14 protein-coding genes are annotated in these 19984 nt (G+C 66.4%); 9 read left to right on the forward strand and 5 right to left on the reverse strand.

Features of this window, described 5'->3' with window-relative positions:
- Positions 1–129: 129 nt before the first annotated feature.
- From cphA to RTQ83_RS15545, 4 genes are all read right to left on the reverse strand, one after another.
- On the reverse strand, positions 130–2718 hold the full coding sequence (gene cphA, locus RTQ83_RS15530) for a cyanophycin synthetase (RefSeq protein ID WP_312516411.1): 2589 nt from the start codon (positions 2716–2718) through the stop codon (positions 130–132).
- Positions 2715–3629, reverse strand: coding sequence for a cyanophycinase (locus tag RTQ83_RS15535; RefSeq protein ID WP_312516413.1), 915 nt, complete (start codon positions 3627–3629; stop codon positions 2715–2717). The genes cphA and RTQ83_RS15535 overlap by 4 nt, the downstream gene beginning before the upstream one ends.
- Positions 3626–4537, reverse strand: coding sequence for an isoaspartyl peptidase/L-asparaginase (locus RTQ83_RS15540; RefSeq protein ID WP_312516415.1), 912 nt, complete (start codon positions 4535–4537; stop codon positions 3626–3628). The genes RTQ83_RS15535 and RTQ83_RS15540 overlap by 4 nt, the downstream gene beginning before the upstream one ends.
- Positions 4538–4733: 196 nt before the next feature.
- A complete protein-coding gene (locus tag RTQ83_RS15545) occupies positions 4734–5183 on the reverse strand; it encodes a DUF2244 domain-containing protein (protein WP_312516417.1) in 450 nt (149 codons plus the stop codon).
- A gap of 165 nt (positions 5184–5348) precedes the next feature.
- Here RTQ83_RS15545 and RTQ83_RS15550 point away from each other — a divergent pair, with 165 nt between their 5' ends.
- The 5 genes from RTQ83_RS15550 to RTQ83_RS15570 all read left to right on the forward strand — a co-directional run bounded on the left by RTQ83_RS15550 (position 5349) and on the right by RTQ83_RS15570 (position 13914).
- A complete protein-coding gene (locus RTQ83_RS15550) occupies positions 5349–6614 on the forward strand; it encodes an Hsp70 family protein (protein ID WP_312516419.1) in 1266 nt (421 codons plus the stop codon).
- A 49-nt stretch (positions 6615–6663) separates the two neighbouring features.
- Positions 6664–7320, forward strand: coding sequence for a 3'-5' exonuclease (locus RTQ83_RS15555; RefSeq protein WP_312516421.1), 657 nt, complete (start codon positions 6664–6666; stop codon positions 7318–7320).
- Between the two features lie 290 nt (positions 7321–7610).
- Positions 7611–9191: a tetratricopeptide repeat protein gene (locus RTQ83_RS15560; protein WP_312516423.1), complete on the forward strand. Its 1581-nt coding sequence runs from the start codon at positions 7611–7613 to the stop codon at positions 9189–9191.
- 206 nt (positions 9192–9397) lie between these two features.
- Complete coding sequence (locus tag RTQ83_RS15565; RefSeq protein ID WP_312516425.1) at positions 9398–11569, forward strand: prolyl oligopeptidase family serine peptidase; 2172 nt, start codon at positions 9398–9400, stop codon at positions 11567–11569.
- Between the two features lie 176 nt (positions 11570–11745).
- Complete coding sequence (locus RTQ83_RS15570; protein ID WP_312516427.1) at positions 11746–13914, forward strand: TonB-dependent siderophore receptor; 2169 nt, start codon at positions 11746–11748, stop codon at positions 13912–13914.
- Positions 13915–13938: 24 nt separating this feature from the next.
- Here the strand turns inward: RTQ83_RS15570 and RTQ83_RS15575 are convergent, their stop codons facing one another.
- Positions 13939–14514 carry an XRE family transcriptional regulator gene (locus RTQ83_RS15575; RefSeq protein WP_312516429.1) on the reverse strand — a complete coding sequence of 192 codons (576 nt, stop codon included), beginning with the start codon at positions 14512–14514 and terminating at the stop codon, positions 13939–13941.
- 207 nt (positions 14515–14721) lie between these two features.
- Between RTQ83_RS15575 and RTQ83_RS15580 the strand changes: the two genes are divergently transcribed.
- The 4 genes from RTQ83_RS15580 (at position 14722) to thrC (ending at position 19984) form a co-directional block, all read left to right on the forward strand.
- Positions 14722–15927: a glycine C-acetyltransferase gene (locus tag RTQ83_RS15580; protein WP_312516431.1), complete on the forward strand. Its 1206-nt coding sequence runs from the start codon at positions 14722–14724 to the stop codon at positions 15925–15927.
- Positions 15928–15997: 70 nt separating this feature from the next.
- Complete coding sequence (locus RTQ83_RS15585) at positions 15998–16960, forward strand: NAD-dependent epimerase/dehydratase family protein (RefSeq protein WP_312516434.1); 963 nt, start codon at positions 15998–16000, stop codon at positions 16958–16960.
- 81 nt (positions 16961–17041) lie between these two features.
- Positions 17042–18430: an L-serine ammonia-lyase gene (locus RTQ83_RS15590; protein WP_312516436.1), complete on the forward strand. Its 1389-nt coding sequence runs from the start codon at positions 17042–17044 to the stop codon at positions 18428–18430.
- A 78-nt stretch (positions 18431–18508) separates the two neighbouring features.
- The gene (gene thrC, locus RTQ83_RS15595; protein ID WP_312516438.1) at positions 18509–19984 is read left to right on the forward strand and encodes a threonine synthase; all 1476 of its coding nucleotides are present in this window, start codon (positions 18509–18511) and stop codon (positions 19982–19984) included.

The following is a 19984-nucleotide window of genomic DNA, read 5'->3' on the forward strand; positions in this document are numbered from 1 at the left end:
GGCCGCCTTTGTTGTTTGTGCTTCTCGCTGGTAGGAGGATAGACTAAAACTGTAACTAACCAACAGGGCACATCGGTCCGTCAATGAAAACGGCCCCTCGAAGGGGCCGTTGATTCAGCGATCAATCGGTCAGATCGCCGCCGCCTCGATCCTGCGCGCCAGATCCGGCCGGGTCGGCCGCAGCGCCTCGGTCAGTTCCGAGATCGACGACCCGCACCCGAACACCATCACATCGCCCGGCCGGCACATCGACAGCCCGAGCCGGATCGCGCGGTGCACGTCCAGTTCCACCTGCAGCGATTCGTTGCCGATCTTGCCCAGCTTGGCGCCGCGCGCCAGCAGGGTGGCGGTCTCGCCGTCGGCGCGGCCGCGGTTCTCGCTTTCGTACACCACCAGTTCGTCGAAGCCGGCGGCGCAGGTGCGGCCGATGTCGATCAGGTCGGCGTCGCGGCGGTCGCCCGGCGCCGCCACCACGCCCACCAGGCGGCCCGGCGTCATCGAGCGCGCCATGTCGGCCAGGGCGGCGTAGGCGGCGCAGTTGTGGGCGTAGTCGACCACCACCGTCACGCCGTCGACGTCGAACAGGTTCGAGCGCAGCGGGTTGTGTTTGCTGTCCGAGACGAAGCCGCGCAGGCCGTCCGCGATTTCGGCGTTGCCGAAGCCGCTTGCGGTCAGGGCCGCCGCTGCAGCCATCGCATTGGCGATGTTGTAGCGCGCGCGTCCGCCCAGCGAGACCGGCATCTCGCGCACGTCGAGCAGCGCTTCGTGACGCAGGCCGTTGGCCAGCACGATCGTGGAGTCTTGCAGGTACAGCGCGCGCCCGCCGTGCTCCACGTGGCGCAGCAGCACCGGGTCTTCGGCGTCGAGCGCGAAGTAAATGACTTCGACGCCGTCGGCCAGGCTGTCGGCCATCTCGACGCAGTAATTGTCTTCGGCATTGAGCACCACCGCGCGCGTGGCGCGCTGGGCCACCACCGCCTTGACCCTGGCCAGCTGTTCGATGGTGTCGACGCCGTCCAGGCCCAGGTGGTCGGCCGAGACGTTCAGCACCACCGCCACATCGCACTTGTCGTAGGCCAGGCCGCGCTTGAGGATGCCGCCGCGCGCCGTTTCCAGCACCGCGAAGTCGACCTCGGGCGATGCCAGCACGCTCCGGGCCGAATGGTAGCCGGTGCAGTCACCTTCCCAGGCCAGCTGGCCGTTGAAGTAGACGCCGCCCGTGGTGGTCACGCCGGTGCGCAGGCCGGCCATGCGCACCGTGTGGTCGATCAGCAGGCTGGTGGTGGTCTTGCCGTTGGTGCCGGTCACGGCGACAGTCGGAATGCGCCCGTTGCAGGCGCCGAACAGCGCTTCGACGATGGCGTCGCCGGCGTCGCGCGGGGTGCCGCGGCTCGGGTACTGGTGCATGCGGATGCCGGGCGCGGCGTTGACTTCGATGATGCCGCCGCGCTGCGCGCGCAGCGGCCGCGCGATGTCTTCGCAGATCACGTCGATGCCTGCCACGTCCAGGCCGATGGTGCGCGCGGCGCGGATGCAGATGTCGCGTGTTTCTTTCGGCAGCAGATCGGTCACGTCTTCGGCGGTGCCGCCGGTCGACAGGTTGGCATTGCCGCGCAGGTCGGCCGTGATGCCGGCGCTGAGCACGGTATCCAGGTCGTAGCCTTGCTTGCTGAGCGTTTCCTCGGCCAGCGCGTCGAGCGGGATTTTGGTGAGGATATTGGTGTGGCCGTCACCGCGCGCCGGATTGCGGTTCTCGATCTCGACCAGCTGGCGAATGGTGGAGACGCCGTCGCCGGTGACGTTCGGCGGCCGGCGCCACGAAGCGGCGGCGATCTTGCCGCCGGTGACCAGGACGCGGTAGTCGCGCCCGCGCAGGTATTCCTCGACGATCACGCGGCGTCCGTGGCGGCGCGCGAAGTCGAACGCGCGTTCGACGTCGTCCGGCGTGCGGCAGTCGACGGTCACGCCCTTGCCCTGGTTGGCGTCGAGCGGCTTGACCGCCACCGCGCGCCCGATGCGGCGCGCCACGCGCTGCGCCGCCTCCACGCTGGTGACCACGTCGCCGCCCGGCACCGGCACGCCGGCCTGGTCGAGCAGGGCCTTGGTCAGCTGCTTGTCGCTGGCGATGCCGACCGCGATCGAATTGGTGGCGCCGGTAATGGTGGCTTGCAGCCGTTTCTGGCGGCTGCCCCAGCCCAGCTGGAACAGGTTGGCTTCGTCCGTCAGGCGCAGCGCCGGAATGCCGCGACGGCGCGCGGCATTGACCACGGCGCCGGTGCTGGTGCCGATCGCATAGTCTTCGGCGGTCTCGCGCAGGGCGGCGAGTGCGGCTTCCAGGTCGTAGGCCTGGCCCTGGGCCAGCGCATCGAGCAGGGCGAGCGCGGATTCGAGCGCCTGTTCGGCCACCTGTTCGATCGCATAGCCGCATACCACGCGGCGGCGCTGCGGCTGGCCGCTCACGTCGAAGGTGGCGCTGTGTTCGCCGGCCGCTCCGGCCAGGCGCTGCAGTTCCATCACGACCGGCTCCAGCGCATCGACCAGCAGCACGTCGTCGGCCAGGCGCGCCGCCGCTTCCTTCGGCAGCGCCGGCAGCAGTTCGAGCAGGCGGGCGGCGAAGCCGTGCGCCTTCGGCGAGCGGTGCTCGACCAGCGCCATCAGGCAGGGCGTGGCCGCGTACAGGTTGGGGCCGCGCAGCAGGCGTTTTTCTTTGATTCTCATGACATCGTCGTCCGTTTGGTTACGTTTTCCAGGAAGTCGAGCAGCGGCGCCGGCAGGCGCTGGCCCGGCGCCATGTCGGCGCTGGAGAGGCAGTATCTGGTCCCGGCCGGCAGCAGGTGCAGGCGCACGTCGATCAGTTCCGGCGTGGCGCGGTCCTTGATCTCGGCCAGGTTGGTGATCATGGTGCGGCCGTCGACCACGGTGACCGCGCCTTCGCCCAGCACCTCGATGCCGACCCCGCGCTCGATCACCAGGGCGGTGTCTTCGTCGATGCCGATGCCCTGCAGGTAGGGGTTGGCGGCCACGATCGAGAGCAGGCGCGACAGGCGCTGGCGCTCGTTGAAGTGCTGGTCGACCACCACCCGGTGCAAAAAGCCCAGGCCTGCGCCGAGGCTGACCGAGCCTTTTTCGGGCAGCAGGTCGGTACGGCCCTGGGCCAGCATGTGGCCCGACATGGCCGAGGCGCCGGCGCTGGTGCCGCCGATGGTGGCGCCGCGCACCTTGAGCGCGGCGTGCATCTCGGCGTCGAGGGCGGTGCCGCCGATCAGGGCCAGCAGGCGCTTCTGGTCGCCGCCGGTCATGAAGATGCCGGTGGCCTGGGCCACCAGGCGCACCGTCTCTTCGCTGTTGGCGTCCTGGCGGCTGGTCAGTTCCAGGTGGGTGCGATTGCTCACGCCAAGGTCGCCGAAGGCATTGTCATACATTTCCCACATCTGGTCGGCGACCTGGCTGGCGGCCGTGATCACGACGATGCGGGCGTCGGCACCGCCGGACAGCTCGACGAAGCGGGTCAGGATTTCCTTGCCGTGTTCGCGGTCTTCGTGGCCGCCGATGATCACCAGGTGGCCATTGCGTTCGCCGCGCTGTTGCAGGGTGTCCGCGGTCTGTTCGTTGATTGCCATATCGTTCATCGCTGTACCATTCGTGAGTGGGGCATGTCGGAGTTGCTGCAGGCGGCGGCATCATTGCGGCTGACCGCGATCAGGCCGCCGGCGATCGACGGGTCGAACAGGTCGACACCGCGCTGCAGCGCTTGTGCCAGCGGCATGCCGTCGGCGATCCAGCCGTAGACAGTGCGCGCCAGCAGGTGGCGCACGATGTGTTCGCCGATGCCGGTGGCCGCTACCGCACCTTCGGGACCGGCATAAAAGCCGCTGCCGATGATCGGGGTGTCGCCCACGCGGCCGAGCAGCTTGGGTGCCGAGCCGCCGGTCGAGCAGGCCACGGCGAAGTGGCCGTCGGCGCCGCGCACCACCGCGCCCACCGTGTCGCAGGCCGAGCCTTCGGGCAGGTTGAGCGGGGTGTTGTAGTTCCAGAAGCGGTCGAACAGGTTGTTGTTCACGCCCGGCATGGCCGGCACCGAGCCGGCCAGCTGGGACAGGATCTTGCGGTGCGCCGCGCGCTGGCGCTCGGACACCGGTTCGCTGGCCGGCATGCCGATGGCACGCGCGAAGCGTTGGGCGCCTTCGCCGGCCAGCAGCCAGTGCGGGGTATCGGCCACGGCGCGCGCCAACTGCACCGGATTCTTCACCGACTGCACGGCGGCGATCGCGCCCAGGCGGCCGCGCGTATCCATGATCGAGGCATCCATTTCGATGGTGGCGCCGTCCAGGCCCAGCACCGAACCGCTGCCGGCATTGAAGCGGCCGTCGTCTTCGAGGGTGGTGACGGCGACGATCGCCGCGTCGAGCGCGTCACCGTTGACTTCCAGCTGCGCCAGGGCGCGCCGGGCGGCCAGCACGCAGCCGTCTTCGTGCTCGCGCGACGCACCGGCGCCGCCGTGCACCACGACAGCGCCGGCCTGAGGGGTGTTGCTCATCTCGTCCAATTCCTTTTGCTTTCTTGTTATATGTTCGTTTCGCACGCCCGTGCAGAAAGCTGCGCGCGACAAGTAGCAATTATGCAAAAGCTATGACGCCGACAACATCGGTAGCGCTGCCGTGCTGGTGTAAGAGCTTGCTTACAGGATTTTCGAGAATCGACTGACTTGCACCAACTCGCAGCATGCTGGATAGCTAACGCAGGGCACCGGCGGGCAGGGCGCGCCGCAGTTCGTTCACCATCGCGCGCCGTGCCGGCGGCGTGATGAAGCGTCCGACTTCGACCGTGCCGGCACGGGTTTCGAGCCGGATCAGTGTGCGCATACGCTCATCCGGCAGGCTGACCCTGACCGCATGCGCTTCCAGCCGCAGGGCGATGTGGTGGCTGCCGTCGTCGCGTTCGACCAGCAGCCAGCCATCGGCCAGCACCAGGCGTTCGCGGTCGAGCGCGTGGCGCGCATAGTGCAGCAGGGCGGTGCCGACGGCAGCGGTTTCGACCAGGGCAAAGGCCAGCACCATCCAGGCCCCGCGCCAGGTGAAGACGGCGGCGATACCGAGCGTTGCGCTCGAGAGCAGCAGATAGACCTGCAGCGCCTGCCGCGGCGTCAGCGAACAGTTGCGCCGCATGAGCCATTCACGCTTCATTGCCGCCTCCATGGTCGATCGTACAAGTCAGGTCGCCGTATGCCTGACTATAGCGCCGGCGCCTGCGGATCGGCGCCCGTCGCGCGGGTCTGGCGGGCCGGGCAGGGGGGATACAGGCGCCGGGATATCTGTTACCATACCGCCCCTCTCCAAAAAAAGGTTCCTATGGCGCACGCTTGCGGCGTTGACTTCGGCACGTCAAACTCCACCGTCGGCTGGCTACGTCCCGGCGCGACCCACTCCGCCGCCGGCTCGCTGCTGGTGCTCGAAGACGGCAAGCCGACCCTGCCGTCGGTGGTGTTCTTCAACGCCGACGACGAACGCGTCAGCTACGGCCGCGAAGCGCTGGCCGAGTACCTGGAAGGCTACGAAGGCCGCCTGATGCGCTCGCTGAAAAGCCTGCTCGGCACCAGCCTGATCGACGGCCAGACCGAGGTCGCCGGCCGCTCGCTGCCGTTCCGCGCGCTGCTGGCCCAGTTCATCGGCGAGGTCAAGCGCCGCGCCGAGCATCAGGCCGGACAGGGTTTCGAGCACGCCGTGTTCGGCCGCCCGGTATTCTTCATCGACGACGACGCCAAGGCCGACCGCCTGGCCGAAGACACGCTGCTCGAGGTGGCGCGCTCGGTGGGCTTCCGCGAAGTCAGCTTCCAGTACGAGCCGATCGCCGCGGCATTCGACTACGAAGCCCAGATCGACCGCGAGGAACTGGTGCTGATCGCCGACATCGGCGGCGGTACCTCGGACTTTTCGCTGGTGCGCCTGGGACCAGAGCGCGCCACGCGCCTCGACCGGCGCGACGACATCCTGGCCAATGGCGGCGTGCACATCGGTGGTACCGACTTCGATAAATACCTGAGCCTGGCGACCGTGATGCCGCTGCTCGGCCTGGGCAGCAACCTGCGTTCCGGCGCCGCCATCCCGTCCAGCTATTTCTATAACCTGGCGACCTGGCACACCATCAACCAGGCGTATACGCGCAAGAGCGTGACGCAGCTGGCCGACCTGGCGCGCGACGCCGCCGAGCCGGCAAAGATTGCCCGCCTGCAGAACCTGATCGAGGACCGCGCCGGCCATTGGCTGGCGATCCAGGTCGAGGGCGCCAAGATCGGGCTGTCGGGCGCCGAGTCGGTTCGTCTCGAGCTCGAGCGGCTGTCGCCGCCAGAGTCGCTGGACGTGTCGCGTGCGCAGTTCGAAGGCGCGATCGGCCAGCTGGTCGACCAGGTCGGCGCCACCGTGAACCGCTTGTTTGCCGATGCCGGGGTGGCCCCGGAAGCGGTGGATACGGTATTCTTCACGGGTGGTTCGAGCGGCGTCGGCCTGCTGCGCGAGCATATCGGCGCCCTGGTGCCGGGCGCGCGCAAGGTGGAAGGCGATCTGTTCGGCAGTATCGGCGCCGGCCTGGCGCTGGATGCGCAGCGCAAGTTCGGCTGAGCCGCAGTACTGGCCCAATTTGTTTCGGCAACAGCAACAAGGAAGAACGATGAGTGTTTATGATCGGCCGATGGTGATGCTCGACTTCGAGACCACCGGCCTGTCGCCCGACATGGGCGACCGCATCACCGAAGTGGCGGCGCTGCGCATTGTCGGCGGCGAAGTCACCGAGCGTTACGTCAGCCTGGTCAACTGCGGTGTGCGCATTCCGGCCTTCATCACGGCCCTGACCGGCATCACCCAGGAAATGGTCGACGGCGCCCCACCGGCGCGCCAGGTGGTGCCCGAGCTGATCGACTTCATCGGCGGCGACATGCTGTCGGCCCACAATGCCAGCTTCGACGAAAAATTCCTGAAAGCCGAAGGCGCGCGCCTCGGCCGGGTGACCGGCCACGCCGGCCTGGTGTGTTCGCTGAAACTGTCGCGGCGCCTGTTCCCGGGCCTGGCCAGCTACAAGCTGGGCCAGCTGTCGCGCCAGCTCGGCATCGAATTCCGCGGCACCGCCCACCGCGCCGAGGCCGATGCCCAGGTCGCCGCGGACGTGCTGCTGCACGCCGCGCGCCACCTCGGCCGCACCTGCGGCCTGGAGCAGGTCGAACCGGGCCTGCTGGTGTCGATCAACAAGGTCGCCGCCGCCAAGATTCCGGTCTTTCTCGACAAGTACGCCGCCCTCGAACGCGCGCGGCGCGAGCAGCTGGCTGCCTGAGCGCAGCCTCCTGAACGGCGCTTCCGGCGCCGGCTCCGGCGCCCGCATTCGCGCGCCGGAGCACAATTCCACATCCATTCATCCTGCATCGTCAAGGCCTGCGCCGCATGTCATGGCGAGTGTCCGATTGTGCAGTCGCAAACCCCGCCACCCGTGCTCTACTTAAAATTTTAGCAACGGGATGGCCGGTTTGCGGCCTGCGTTTTTCGGGCCGGCCGCGCCGGGCGCCACGCATTCGCTGCGTCCGCCGCGTGCCCGCCACTGTGCCTGCGACCGCCGAGAGGACATGGATGAGCCGTGAGAATGCCGCCCGCGGGGGCGACGATACCTACCAGTGGTACTTCCGCGCCGCCCAGCGCGGCGACCCCTACGCCCAGTTCAATCTGGCCCAGCTGTACCTGCGCGGCGCCGGCGTCGAACGCGACGACGCGCGCGCCGCCATGTGGCTCACGCGCGCCGCCAGCCGCGGCCTGGCGTACGCCCAGAACCACCTCGGCGCCATGTACTACGGCGGCCGCGGCGTGGCGCCCGACGACGTGCAGGCGGCGCGCTGGTTCCGCTGCGCGGCAGCCCAGGGCGACCGCTCGGCCCAGCACAATCTCGGGCTGCTGTACCGGAAAGGGCGCGGCGTGCGCCAGTCGCACAAGGCGGCGATCGGCTGGTTCTACCGCGCCGCCGAGCAGGGCATGGCACGTGCCCAGGCCCAGCTCGGCGACTGCTACCTGCATGGACACGGCGTCAACGTCAGCCATCCGCTGGCGATGGCGTGGTTCCGCAAGGCGGCGCTGCAGGGCCATGTGCAGGCCCAGATCCAGCTGGCCCACATGTACCAGCGCGGCCACGGCGTCGCCGCCAGCCCGGCGCAGGCGCTGTACTGGCTGCGCCATGCGGCGGCGGCCGGCGACGCGGTGGCGCAGTGCCGGCTCGGCGTGGCATATGCCGACGGGCGCGGGGTCGAGGTCGATTTGCCCTACGCGCTGCACTGGTTCGAGCGCGCCGCGCGCCAGGGCGAGCGCGAGGCCGAATACCGGCTGGCACGCATGCTGGCATCCGGACGCGGCGTGCGGCGCGACCTGGCGCGCGCCTTCGATTACTACTCGCGCGCGGCCGAGCAGGGCGTGGCGCGAGCCCAGTTCGCGCTCGGCGTGATGCACGCACGTGGCGTCGCCGTGGCCTGCGATCCGGTGCTGGCGGCGCACTGGTACCGGCGCGCGGCCCAGCAGGGCGATGCCGGTGCCCAGAACAACCTGGGCGCCATGTATGCGCGCGGCGAGGGCGTCGAGCGCGACGATGTGTTGGCGGCGCACTGGATCGAACTGGCTGCGCGCCAGGGCAATGCGCTGGCCCAGTACAACTTCGGCGCCATGTACGCGCTCGGGCGCGGCGTGGCGCGCGACCCGGTGCGGGCCGGCATGTGGGGCTGGCTGGCGGCGCGCGCCGGCGTCACCAAGGACACCTGGCTGCGTGCGCATGCGCGGCATAAGGCGCAGCAGGCCGAACGGGTCATGGTTGCCGCTCAGACCGAGGGTGTCGGGGCCGCGGCTGGCGAGCATGCAGCGAAGGCGATCCCCGGCGTTCCGACACCCGGGCGCGGCCCGGCGCCGCAAGCGCAGGCGGTTGGTCAGGCTGCCGGTCCCAGCGTGCCGGCCGTACGCTTCAGCGCGACGATCCCGGAGCTGCGGCAGGCCACGTTGCCTGCCGCGGCCAGGCCTGTTCCGGTGCGCCGCGGCTTTTTGACGGACGCGGCTGCAAACGATTACATCGCGGTGCCGGTGAATCGCGAGCGAACCCGTGCGACGTCCCTGATGGCGCGCTGGCTGGTCGGGATGACCGGCCCGCGCTGCCTGCTGCGGCGCGCGCGGATGGAATAGCCGCCGGCGGCGCACCAGTAGCGCACTCAAAATGCTCTGGCGCCGCACCATCGTCGCCGCTTGTGCCCCTCGATGGCGCATTGTCATTACACGCCGATACCGCATCCGCAAACGAGGCTGCCCGGCGGTATCCATCCCCGCCGATTCGCGCTATGATGCCCAGCGGCACATGCCATTTTCATCATACTCCTCCACAAGAGAACAATATGCAATTGAGACACGCTACGCTCGTCGCCATGCTGGCAGCGGCTTTCGGCGCCGCCCCGGCGCTGGCACAAAGCTGCTCGCCATCCGGCCCTTCGCTGACCTACCCGGTGTCGAAGAAAGTCGACCAGACCGACAACTACCACGGCACGGTCGTGGCCGATCCTTACCGCTGGCTGGAAGACGCGAACAGCGCCGAGACCAAGCAATGGGTCGATGCCCAGAACAAGGTCACCCAGGACTACCTGGCGCAGATCCCGCAGCGCGAAGCGATCCGCAAGCGCCTGACCGAACTGTGGAACTACGAGCGTTACAGCGTGCCTGGCAAAGAGGGCGGCCGCTACTTCTACACCCGCAACGACGGCCTGCAGAACCAGTCCGTGCTGTACACCCTGAAGAACCTGAGCGACACGCCGCGCATGCTGCTCGACCCGAACAAGCTGTCGAGCGACGGCACCGTCGCCCTGGCCGGCCTGAAAGTCAGCCCGGACGGCAAGCTGCTGGCCTACAGCACCGCCGCCTCCGGCTCGGACTGGAACGAAATCCGCGTACGCGACATCGAATCGGGCAAGGACCTCGCAGACCACGTCAAGTGGGTCAAGTTCTCGAGCACCGCCTGGACCAAGGATGGCAAGGGCTTCTTCTACAGCCGCTACGACGAGCCGAAGGAAGCGACCAAGCTGGCCGACGTGAATTACTTCCAGAAGCTGTACTACCACCGCATCGGCACCCCGCAAAGCGCCGACACGCTGGTGTATGACCGCGCCGACCAGAAAGAGTGGGGCTTCCAGGGCCAGTCGAGCGAAGACGGCCGTTACCTGTTGATCACCACCTCGAAGGGCACCGCGCCGAAGAACCGCGTCTCGTACAAGGACCTGAGCAAGCCGGATTCGAAAGTGGTCGACCTGATCGACAACTTCGACGGCGGCTACGACTTCATCGACAACGTCGGCAGCGTGTTCTACTTCAGCACCGACCGCAATGCGCCGAAGAAGCGCATCATCGCGATCGACGTCACCAAGCCTGCCGAGGCCAACTGGAAAGAGATCGTCGCCGAAACCGCGGACACGATGACCGGCGCCGACATCATCAACAACCAGCTGGTGGTCGGCTACCTGAAAGATGCCAAGAGCGTGGTGCGCGTGGTTTCCCTCGAAGGTAAACCGGTGCGCGAGATCGCGCTGCCGGGCATCGGCACCGTCGGCGGCCTGCAGGGCGAGCGCGGCGACAGCGAGACCTTCTACTCGTTCACCAGCTACACCACCCCGACCACGATCTACCGCCTGAACCTCAAGAACGGCCAGAGCACCGTGTTCCGCCAGCCGAAGGTTGCCTTCAACCCGGCCGACTACGAGACGCGCCAGCAGTTCTACACCAGCCGCGACGGCACCAAGGTGCCGATGTTCATCGTGTCGAAGAAGGGCCTCAAGATGGACGGCTCGAACCCGACCTACCTGTATGGCTACGGCGGCTTCAACATCTCGCTGACCCCGGGCTTCTCGCCGGCCAACCTGGCCTGGATGGAAATGGGCGGCGTGTACGTGGTGGCCAACCTGCGCGGCGGCGGCGAATACGGCGAAGCCTGGCACCAGGCCGGCACCAAGCTGCAAAAGCAGAACGTGTTCGACGACTTCATCGGCGCGGCTGAGTGGCTGGTCCAGAACAAGGTCACCTCGCCACAGAAGCTGTCGATCGGCGGCGGCAGCAACGGCGGCCTGCTGGTCGGCGCGGCGATGACCCAGCGTCCCGACCTGTTCGCGGCGGCACTGCCGGCCGTGGGCGTGATGGACATGCTGCGCTTCCACAAGTTCACCATCGGCTGGGCCTGGACCTCGGACTATGGCTCGTCGGAGAACGCCGACGAGTTCAAGGCCCTAGTCAAGTACTCGCCGCTGCACAACCTGAAAGCCGGCACCTGCTACCCGGCCACGATGGTGACCACGGCCGACCACGACGACCGCGTGGTGCCGGCGCACAGCTTCAAGTACGCCGCCGCGGCGCAAGCCGCGCAGGCCGGCAGTGCGCCGATCCTGATCCGCATCGAGACCAAGGCCGGCCACGGCGCGGGCAAGCCGACGGGCAAGCAGATCGAGGAAGTCGCCGATCGCTGGGGCTTCCTGTCGCGTGAGCTGCATATGGGTGATGCCGGCAAGACCGTCGGCGGCAGCAACTGAATTTGATCCGCACCCGGCGCGTCGGGTGCATTCTGAACGGCCGCTGGGGCGATCCAGCGGCCGTTTTATCTGTGGATGGCGCTTCTGCACCTGCCAAAACCACACCAAAGTGTATTGCTGACAAATGAACATTTAAATGATAATGAGAATCGTTCTCAACAAAAGGTTCTCGATCAATGCTCGATTGTCAGTCGCACCGCCCATCCTCCTTCCCGTTCGCTCTTACCCGCACTGCACGTGCTGTATCGTTCCTGGCGTGCAGCCTCGCCATCGTCATCCCGGCTGCCGCAGCCGCCGACCAACCCGCTGACGCCGAAATCAAACCGCAGGTGGTGGAAGTCACCGGCGAACGCTCCGACGAACACGGTTTTGCCGCCCAGCGCGCCAACAGCAGTACCAAGTCCGACCTGTCGCTGCTGGAAACGCCGCAGTCGGTATCGGTGCTCACGCGCGACCTGCTGGACGCGCGCGCCGTCACGACGGTGGCCGAAGCTCTGCAGAGCAGTGCGGGCGTATCTGCCGGCAGCTGGGGCCGGCGCGGCTGGGACGATTTCACCATCCGCGGCCAGCGCGCCTCCGAATCGCTGTACATCGATGGCCTCAAGCGCGGCCAGAACGTCTGGGTCGGGCAAGAGGTGTTCGGGGTGGAGCGCATCGAAGTGCTGAAAGGTCCTGCTTCGATCAATTTCGGACTGGTACAGCCGGGCGGACTGGTTAACATGATCAGCAAGCGCCCCCTCGCCGGCGCCTTCAACGAGTTCGGCGCCACCTACGGCAGCCATGCGTTCAAGCAACTCGACTTTGACCTGGGCCGTCCGCTCAGCGAAAGCGGTCGCGCTGCGCTGCGCATCAACGGCATGTGGTCGGACCAGGACGATCCGGTCGACCAGGTATATTTCAAGAAGCGTTACCTGGCACCTTCGCTGTCGCTCGACCTTGGCCCGCGCACCGAGTTCACCATCCTGGCCTCGTATGCCGAACGCGAATACCTGCGTAACCAGGGCGTGCCGGTCAAGGGGACCATCCTGGCCAACCCGAACGGCCCGGTCGACCGGGACCAGTTCAACGGCGAGCCGGCCTTCGGTCCCTATCATTCGCGGCAAGCCACGCTCGGCTACAGCCTGGTGCACCGCTTCGACAGCGGCTGGAAGCTGGGCCAGAATGCGCGCTGGCTGGATATGGAGGTCGACGGCCGCTTCGTATCGCTCGGCGCCGTGTCGGCGGACGGCCGCACGCAGAGCCGCAACGCCTCGATCCAGGATGTCCAGGGCAGCAACCGCGCGCTCGACACCTATCTCGAGCGCGATCTCATGCTCGGCAGCCAGCGCCATACGCTGCTCGCCGGCCTGGACCTGAACAGCGACAAGGAACGCTACGGCGCCACCAGCTGCCGCATGCCGGCCATCGGCCTGTATGCGCCGGTGTACGGCCAGGCATTCACCTGCCCGGCGACCCCGAACAGCCGCAACATGACCGGGATTTCGTACGCCGGGCTGTACCTGCGCGACCGCATCGGGCTGAGCGAGCGGCTCGACCTGAGCCTGGCGCTGCGCCACGACCGCGTGCGCAATGCGCTGAACAACGAACTTGCGGACCGGACCACGGTGGTACGCGAGAGCGCCAACACCGGCAGCGCGGGCCTGTTGTATCGCCTGACGCCGCACGTTTCGCCGTACGTCAGCTTCGCCACTTCGTTCCTGCCGGTGAGCGGCAGCGACTTCTTCGGCCAGCAGTTCAAGCCGGAGGAGGGCAAGCAGGCCGAGATCGGCGCCAAGTTTGAATTCGATAATGGCCGTATCACCGGCGGCGTGGCGCTGTTCGACCTTAAGCGGCGCAACGTCACCACCGCCGACCCGAACGAAGAGCATATCGCCATCCTGCCCAGCGCCCAGGTCCAGACTGGCGAAGAACAGACTCGCGGTGTCGAGTTCGAGGCCGCCGCCGATCTGCGCAATGGCTGGAAGCTGCAGGGGGCCTTGAGCGTGCTCGACGGCGTGGTGACCGAAGACAATACCGGCATTGTCGGCAAGCGGTTGCAGAATGTGCCGCGCCGCAGCGCCAGTCTGTGGGCCAGCTACCAGGCGCGTTCCGGTGCATTTGCCGGACTGGGCGCGGGCATGGGACTGCGCTACGAGAGCGAGAAGACGGGACCGTCGGTGTCGTACGTGGTGCCGGGCTACACCGCCATCGATGCCAACCTGAGTTACCGGATGCGGCATGTGCGGTTGACCCTGAGCGTCAAGAACCTGTTCGACCGCGATTACTACGCCGGTGTACTGAACAACAACGTTCTGCCGCTGGGCGATCCGCGCACCGTGATGCTGCGCGCGGTGACCGACTTCTAGGCAGAGATCCGGTAGGCCGGGTGCTTAGCGGTGCACCACTACCAGCACCGCCTTGGCCTCGGTTTTGCCGATATTGCGGATCACGTGATCGTGGTCCGCCGAATAGCGCGCCGTGGCACCGTGCCGGATCTTTTTCTTTTCGCCAGCCACCTGCAGTTCGACCGTCCCGCTAATCACCGTCAGGTGTTCTCCGGTCCCTGGATCATGCGCCTGCGACGCCAGCTCGCCACCCGGCGCCAGGATCAGCTCATACCATTCATACTTGCCTGCCAGGTCCATCGGCCCCAGGATGCGCAGTGAGTACCCGGCATGCGCGCCGGGCAGGGTGGGGATCTCGTGCGCATCCACCACGCGGATCAGGTCCGCCGTGCGCACCTCGGACGATAGCAATTCGCCAATCTGCACCCCCAGCGCATTGGCCAGGCGCCAGGTGATGGCGATGGTCGGATTGGCCTTTTCGCGCTCGATCTGCGACAGCATCGACTTCGATACGCCGGCGATGCGCGACAGGTCTTCGAGCGTCAGGCCGCGCGCCAGGCGCAGGCGCTGTAGCGTGGCGCCAACTTCTGGCGGGGCATTGTTTGTTAGAGTTGTATTCATTGCCGTATGCGGGATGCCTAATTCGGAATAGCTATAAGTATATCGCCGAGCGCTTGCCAAGTTCATTGGCCCGGCGTAATATTCGATATATTGAATTTCCGTTCGAGATAACGAACTCGGTTCAAGACGTCGAACGAGCCAACGGTACAACATCCGCCGACTGCCGGTCAAGCCGGACAGCCAGCCCACCAGGAACAGGAGCACTCCATGAGCGATCAAGCCTTCTACAGCAGCCTGCAGCAAAAACTCGACACCCTGAAGAACGAAGGCCTGTTCAAGCCGGAGCGCGTGCTGGCCTCGCGCCAGGGTTCCGAAGTGACCGCCGACGACGGCCGCACCCTGATCAATATGTGCGCCAACAACTACCTGGGCCTGTCGGGCGACGTCGAGACCCAGAAAGCGGCAGCGGCGGCACTGGAAAGATACGGCTACGGTCTGTCGTCGGTGCGCTTCATCTGCGGTACCCAGACCGTGCACAAGGAACTGGAGCAGGCGCTGTCCAAATTCCTCGGCACCGAAGACACCATCCTGTACGCGGCGGCTTTCGACGCCAACGGCGGCGTGTTCGAGCCGCTGTTCGACGACAACGACGCCATCATCTCGGATGCCCTGAACCACGCCTCGATCATCGACGGCGTGCGTCTGTGCAAGGCCGCGCGCTACCGTTACGCCAACAACGACATGGCGGATCTGGAAAAGCAGCTGATCGCGGCCACTGAAGCCGGCAAGCGCCACAAGATCATCGTCACCGACGGCGCGTTCTCGATGGACGGCACCATCGCCAAGCTCGACGAAATCGTCGCGCTGGCCGAAAAGTACGGCGCGCTGACCATGATCGACGAATCGCACGCCTCGGGCTTCATGGGTCCGACCGGCCGCGGCACCCACGAGCACTTCGGCGTGGTCGGCAAGATCGACATCATCACCGGCACCCTGGGCAAGGCCCTGGGCGGCGCGATGGGCGGCTTCACCTCGGGCAAAAAGGAGGTCATCGAGACCCTGCGCCAGAAGTCGCGTCCTTACCTGTTCTCGAACACGCTGGCGCCGATGATCGCCGGCGCCTCGCTGGCAGTGCTGGACCGGATCAGCAAGTCGACCGAGCTGCGCGACCGCCTGCACGAAAACACCGCCTACTTCCGCAAGGAGATCGAGCGCATCGGCTTCACCATCAAGCCGGGCACCCACCCGGTGGTGCCGGTGATGCTGTTCGACGCGCCGGTGGCGCAGAAATTCGCGGCGCGCATGTTCGAACTGGGCGTGCTGCTGTCGGGCTTCTTCTATCCGGTGGTGCCGATGGGCCAGGCGCGCGTGCGCGTGCAGCTGTCGGCGGCGCACACCCGCGAGCAGCTCGACTTCGTGCTGAAGGCGTTCGAGCAGGCCGGCCGTGAGCTTGGCATCATCGAGAGCGCCTGAGTCATGGGCTTTTGAATCGCCTTTCAAACTACAATCATCAATCGCAGTCGCTAGAAGCAAGGAATACAGCATGGAACGCATCCTCATCATCGGCGCCAATGGCCAGATCGGCAGTGAACTGGTCAGCACGCTGGCCGATAAGCACGGCGCGCAGAACGTGATCGCCTCGGACATCGGGCAGGACAACGTGTACGGCGCCGCGCGCTATACCCGTCTGGACGTGCTCGACAAGGACGCGGTGATGCGCCTGGTGGTCGAGGAAGACGTGACCCAGGTCTATCAGCTGGCAGCGCTGCTGTCGGCCACCGGTGAAAAGGCGCCGCTGAAGGCCTGGACCCTGAACATGGACGGCCTGCTGAATATCCTGGAAATCGCGCGCGAGCGCGGCGAAGCGGGCAAGCCGCTCAAAGTGTTCTGGCCGTCGTCGATCGCCGCCTTCGGCCCCAACACGCCGAGTGAAGCGACCGCGCAGTACACCATCATGGACCCGACCACGATCTACGGCATCAGCAAGCTGGCCGGCGAGCGCCTGTGCGAGTACTATCACGCCAAGTACGGCGTCGACGTGCGCAGCATCCGCTACCCTGGCATCATCAGCTACAAATCGCCTCCGGGCGGCGGCACCACCGACTACGCGATCGCCATCTTCCACTCGGCGCTCAAGGGCGAGACCTACGAGTGCTTCCTGGGACCGGAAACCACGCTGCCGATGATCTACATGCCGGACGCGATCCGCGCCACCATCGAACTGATGGAAGCCCCAAGCGAGAAGGTCGCTATCCGCTCCTCGTACAACGTGGCCGGCGTCTCGTTTAATCCGCGCGAATTGGCCGACGCCATCGTCGCCGCGCGCCCGGGCTTCAAGATCGCCTACAAGCCGGACAGCCGCCAGCAGATCGCCGACTCGTGGCCGAAGAGCCTCGACGACAGCCGCGCGCGCAGCGACTGGGGTTGGGAAAAGCGCATCGGCGTCGACGAAATGGTCGCCGACATGCTGAAGAATATCGACGTCGGCCTGAGCGCCGCCGCCTGATGGAACCAGGGCCAGGCTTGAACGCCTGGCCTTTCATCCGTTTACAACAACCAGAACAAGCGGAATTCACGGAGACACAAGATGGACATGAGCGTATTTGACCTGTTCAAGATCGGCATCGGGCCTTCGAGCTCGCACACCGTCGGACCGATGGTGGCGGCGCGCCGCTTCCTGGTCGAGAGCGGGGTGCTGGAGCAGGCCGTCGGCGTCGAAGCCCACCTGTACGGGTCGCTGGCGCTGACCGGCGTCGGCCACGCCACCGACAAGGCGGTGATCCTGGGCCTAATGGGCGAAACGCCGCAGGGCGTCGACCCGGATGCGGTCGAGGACAAGCTGCTTGACGCCGAACTGGATGGCGAACTGAAACTGCTGGGGGAAAAGGCGGTGCCGTTCAGCGCGCGCACCAACCTGGTGTGGCACAAGGCCTCGACGCTGCCGGAACACCCGAACGGCATGCGCTTCGTGCTGCACCTGGAGGACGGCAGCATCGTCGAGCGCATCTATTATTCGGTCGGCGGCGGCTTCATCACGGCGGCCGGCGAAAGCCAGGCGCGCGCCGCCGACGCGCCGACGACTTCGGTGCCGTTCCCGTTCGATACCATGGCGCAGCTGCTGGAGCAGGGCCGCCGCCACGGCTTGAGCATCCCGCACATGCTGCGCGCGAACGAGAATGCGCGCATGAGCAACGGCCAGCTTGACGAGGGCCTGGACAATATCTGGAACGTGATGCGGGCGTGCATCTGCCACGGCCTGGTCACCGAAGGCCGTCTGCCGGGAGGCCTGAACGTGCGGCGCCGCGCGGCCGGGCTGTGGAAACAGGCGCAGCAATCGCAGCAGCAGCCGCTCAACGCGCTGCCGCACGATGCGGTGCAGCAGGTCAGCCTGTATGCGATGGCGGTCAACGAAGAGAATGCGGCCGGTGGCCGCGTCGTCACCGCGCCGACCAATGGCGCTGCAGGGATCATTCCCGCAGTACTGCGCTACTACGCCGAAGACTGTCGCCCGATCGACCCGGTGCGCGGGGTGCGCGACTTCTTGCTGACCTCCGCCGCGATCGGCATGCTGTGCAAGAAGAACGCGTCGATCTCCGGCGCCGAAGTCGGTTGCCAGGGCGAGGTTGGCGTGGCCTGCGCGATGGCAGCTGCCGGACTGGTGGCGGCGCTGGGTGGCACCAATGAGCAGATCGAGAACGCGGCTGAGATCGGGATCGAGCATCACCTGGGCATGACCTGCGATCCGATCGGCGGGCTGGTGCAGATTCCGTGCATCGAGCGTAACGGCATGGGGGCGATCAAGGCGATCACCGCGGCGTCGCTGGCGCTCAAAGGGGATGGCACCCACTTCGTCAGCCTCGATAGCGTGATCGAAACGATGCGCCAGACCGGCGCCGACATGCAGGTCAAATACAAGGAAACGTCGCTCGGTGGCCTGGCCGTGCACGTGGTGACGGTGAACCACGCGGCCTGCTGATTTTGCATCGCAGCATACAATCCGGCTGGCTCCCACTATAATAAAGTTTCAATGTGAGCCAACCGGATCTTCAATCGTATGCAATATGTGTCCACCCGCGCGACCAGCGCGTCCGCAGCACGCAATCCGCAATCCTTTTCCGACATCCTGCTGGCCGGCCTTGCGCCTGACGGCGGCCTTTACCTGCCGGAGCAATACCCGCAAGTGAGCGGGGCCGAACTGGATGCATGGCGCCAGCTGTCCTATGCCGAGCTGGCCTGTGAGATCCTGCGCAAATTCGCCACTGATATTCCGGAAGCGGACCTGCGCGCCCTGACCGCACGCACTTATACGCCCGAGGTCTACCGCAATGCGCGCGCCGACGAATCGAGTGCCGAAATCACGCCATTGCGCGTGCTGGAAGACGGCGCCAATGGCAAGCTGGTGCTGCAAGCCCTGTCCAACGGCCCGACGCTGGCGTTCAAGGACATGGCGATGCAGCTGCTCGGCAACCTGTTCGAATACGCGCTGGCCAAAAACAATGATGAACTGAACATCTTCGGCGCCACCTCGGGCGACACCGGCAGCGCCGCCGAGTACGCGATGCGCGGCAAGCGCGGCGTGCGCGTGTTCATGCTGTCGCCGCACAAGAAGATGAGCGCGTTCCAGACCGCCCAGATGTTCAGCCTGCAGGATCCGAACATCTTCAACATCGCGGTCGAAGGCGTGTTCGACGATTGCCAGGACCTGGTCAAGGCGGTCTCGAACGACCTCGAATTCAAGGCGCGCCACAAGATCGGCACCGTCAATTCGATCAACTGGGCGCGCGTGGTCGCGCAGGTGGTGTACTACTTCCGCGGCTACCTCGCGGCCACCACCAGCAACGACCAGAAGGTCTCGTTCACCGTCCCGTCGGGGAACTTCGGCAACATCTGCGCCGGCCACATCGCGCGCATGATGGGCCTGCCGATCGACCGCCTGATCGTCGCCACCAACGAAAACGACGTGCTCGACGAATTCTTCCGCACCGGCGTGTACCGCGTGCGCAAGTCGAGCGAGACGCTGCACACCAGCAGTCCGTCGATGGACATCTCCAAGGCATCGAACTTCGAACGCTTCGTGTATGAACTGGTGGGCCGCGATTCGGAACGCACGCACGCGCTGTTCCGCAAGGTCGACACCCACGGCGGCTTCGACCTGTCCGGCGCACCGGGCAGCGACGGCGACGAATTCAAGGACGTGGCGCAGTACGGCTTCGCCTCGGGACGCTCGACCCATGAAGACCGCCTGGCGACCATCCGCGACGTGCAGGCCAAATACGGCATCACGATCGACACCCACACCGCCGACGGTATCAAGGTCGCGCGCGAACACGTGCAGCCGGGCGTGCCGATGATCGTCTTGGAAACCGCGCTGGCGGCCAAGTTCAACGAGACCATCGTCGAAGCGCTCGGCCACGACGCGCAGCGCCCGAGCGGCTTCGAGAACATCGAAGCGCTGCCGCAGCGCTTCGTGGTGATGCAGCTGGACGTGAGCCTGATGAAGGCCTACATCGCCGAACGCACGGGGCTGTGA

Source organism: Massilia sp., from assembly GCF_031995545.1.
Lineage (GTDB): Bacteria > Pseudomonadota > Gammaproteobacteria > Burkholderiales > Burkholderiaceae_D > Telluria.

Coding starts and splice junctions, on each gene's coding strand:
- RTQ83_RS15535 (WP_312516413.1), bottom strand. CDS start 3,629: ATGAACGATATGGCAATCAACGAACAGACCGCGGACACCCTGCAACAG.
- RTQ83_RS15575 (WP_312516429.1), bottom strand. CDS start 14,514: ATGAATACAACTCTAACAAACAATGCCCCGCCAGAAGTTGGCGCCACG.
- RTQ83_RS15590 (WP_312516436.1), top strand. CDS start 17,042: ATGGACATGAGCGTATTTGACCTGTTCAAGATCGGCATCGGGCCTTCG.
- RTQ83_RS15570 (WP_312516427.1), top strand. CDS start 11,746: ATGCTCGATTGTCAGTCGCACCGCCCATCCTCCTTCCCGTTCGCTCTT.
- RTQ83_RS15550 (WP_312516419.1), top strand. CDS start 5,349: ATGGCGCACGCTTGCGGCGTTGACTTCGGCACGTCAAACTCCACCGTC.
- RTQ83_RS15580 (WP_312516431.1), top strand. CDS start 14,722: ATGAGCGATCAAGCCTTCTACAGCAGCCTGCAGCAAAAACTCGACACC.
- cphA (WP_312516411.1), bottom strand. CDS start 2,718: ATGAGAATCAAAGAAAAACGCCTGCTGCGCGGCCCCAACCTGTACGCG.
- thrC (WP_312516438.1), top strand. CDS start 18,509: ATGCAATATGTGTCCACCCGCGCGACCAGCGCGTCCGCAGCACGCAAT.
- RTQ83_RS15540 (WP_312516415.1), bottom strand. CDS start 4,537: ATGAGCAACACCCCTCAGGCCGGCGCTGTCGTGGTGCACGGCGGCGCC.
- RTQ83_RS15555 (WP_312516421.1), top strand. CDS start 6,664: ATGAGTGTTTATGATCGGCCGATGGTGATGCTCGACTTCGAGACCACC.
- RTQ83_RS15565 (WP_312516425.1), top strand. CDS start 9,398: ATGCAATTGAGACACGCTACGCTCGTCGCCATGCTGGCAGCGGCTTTC.
- RTQ83_RS15545 (WP_312516417.1), bottom strand. CDS start 5,183: ATGAAGCGTGAATGGCTCATGCGGCGCAACTGTTCGCTGACGCCGCGG.
- RTQ83_RS15585 (WP_312516434.1), top strand. CDS start 15,998: ATGGAACGCATCCTCATCATCGGCGCCAATGGCCAGATCGGCAGTGAA.
- RTQ83_RS15560 (WP_312516423.1), top strand. CDS start 7,611: ATGAGCCGTGAGAATGCCGCCCGCGGGGGCGACGATACCTACCAGTGG.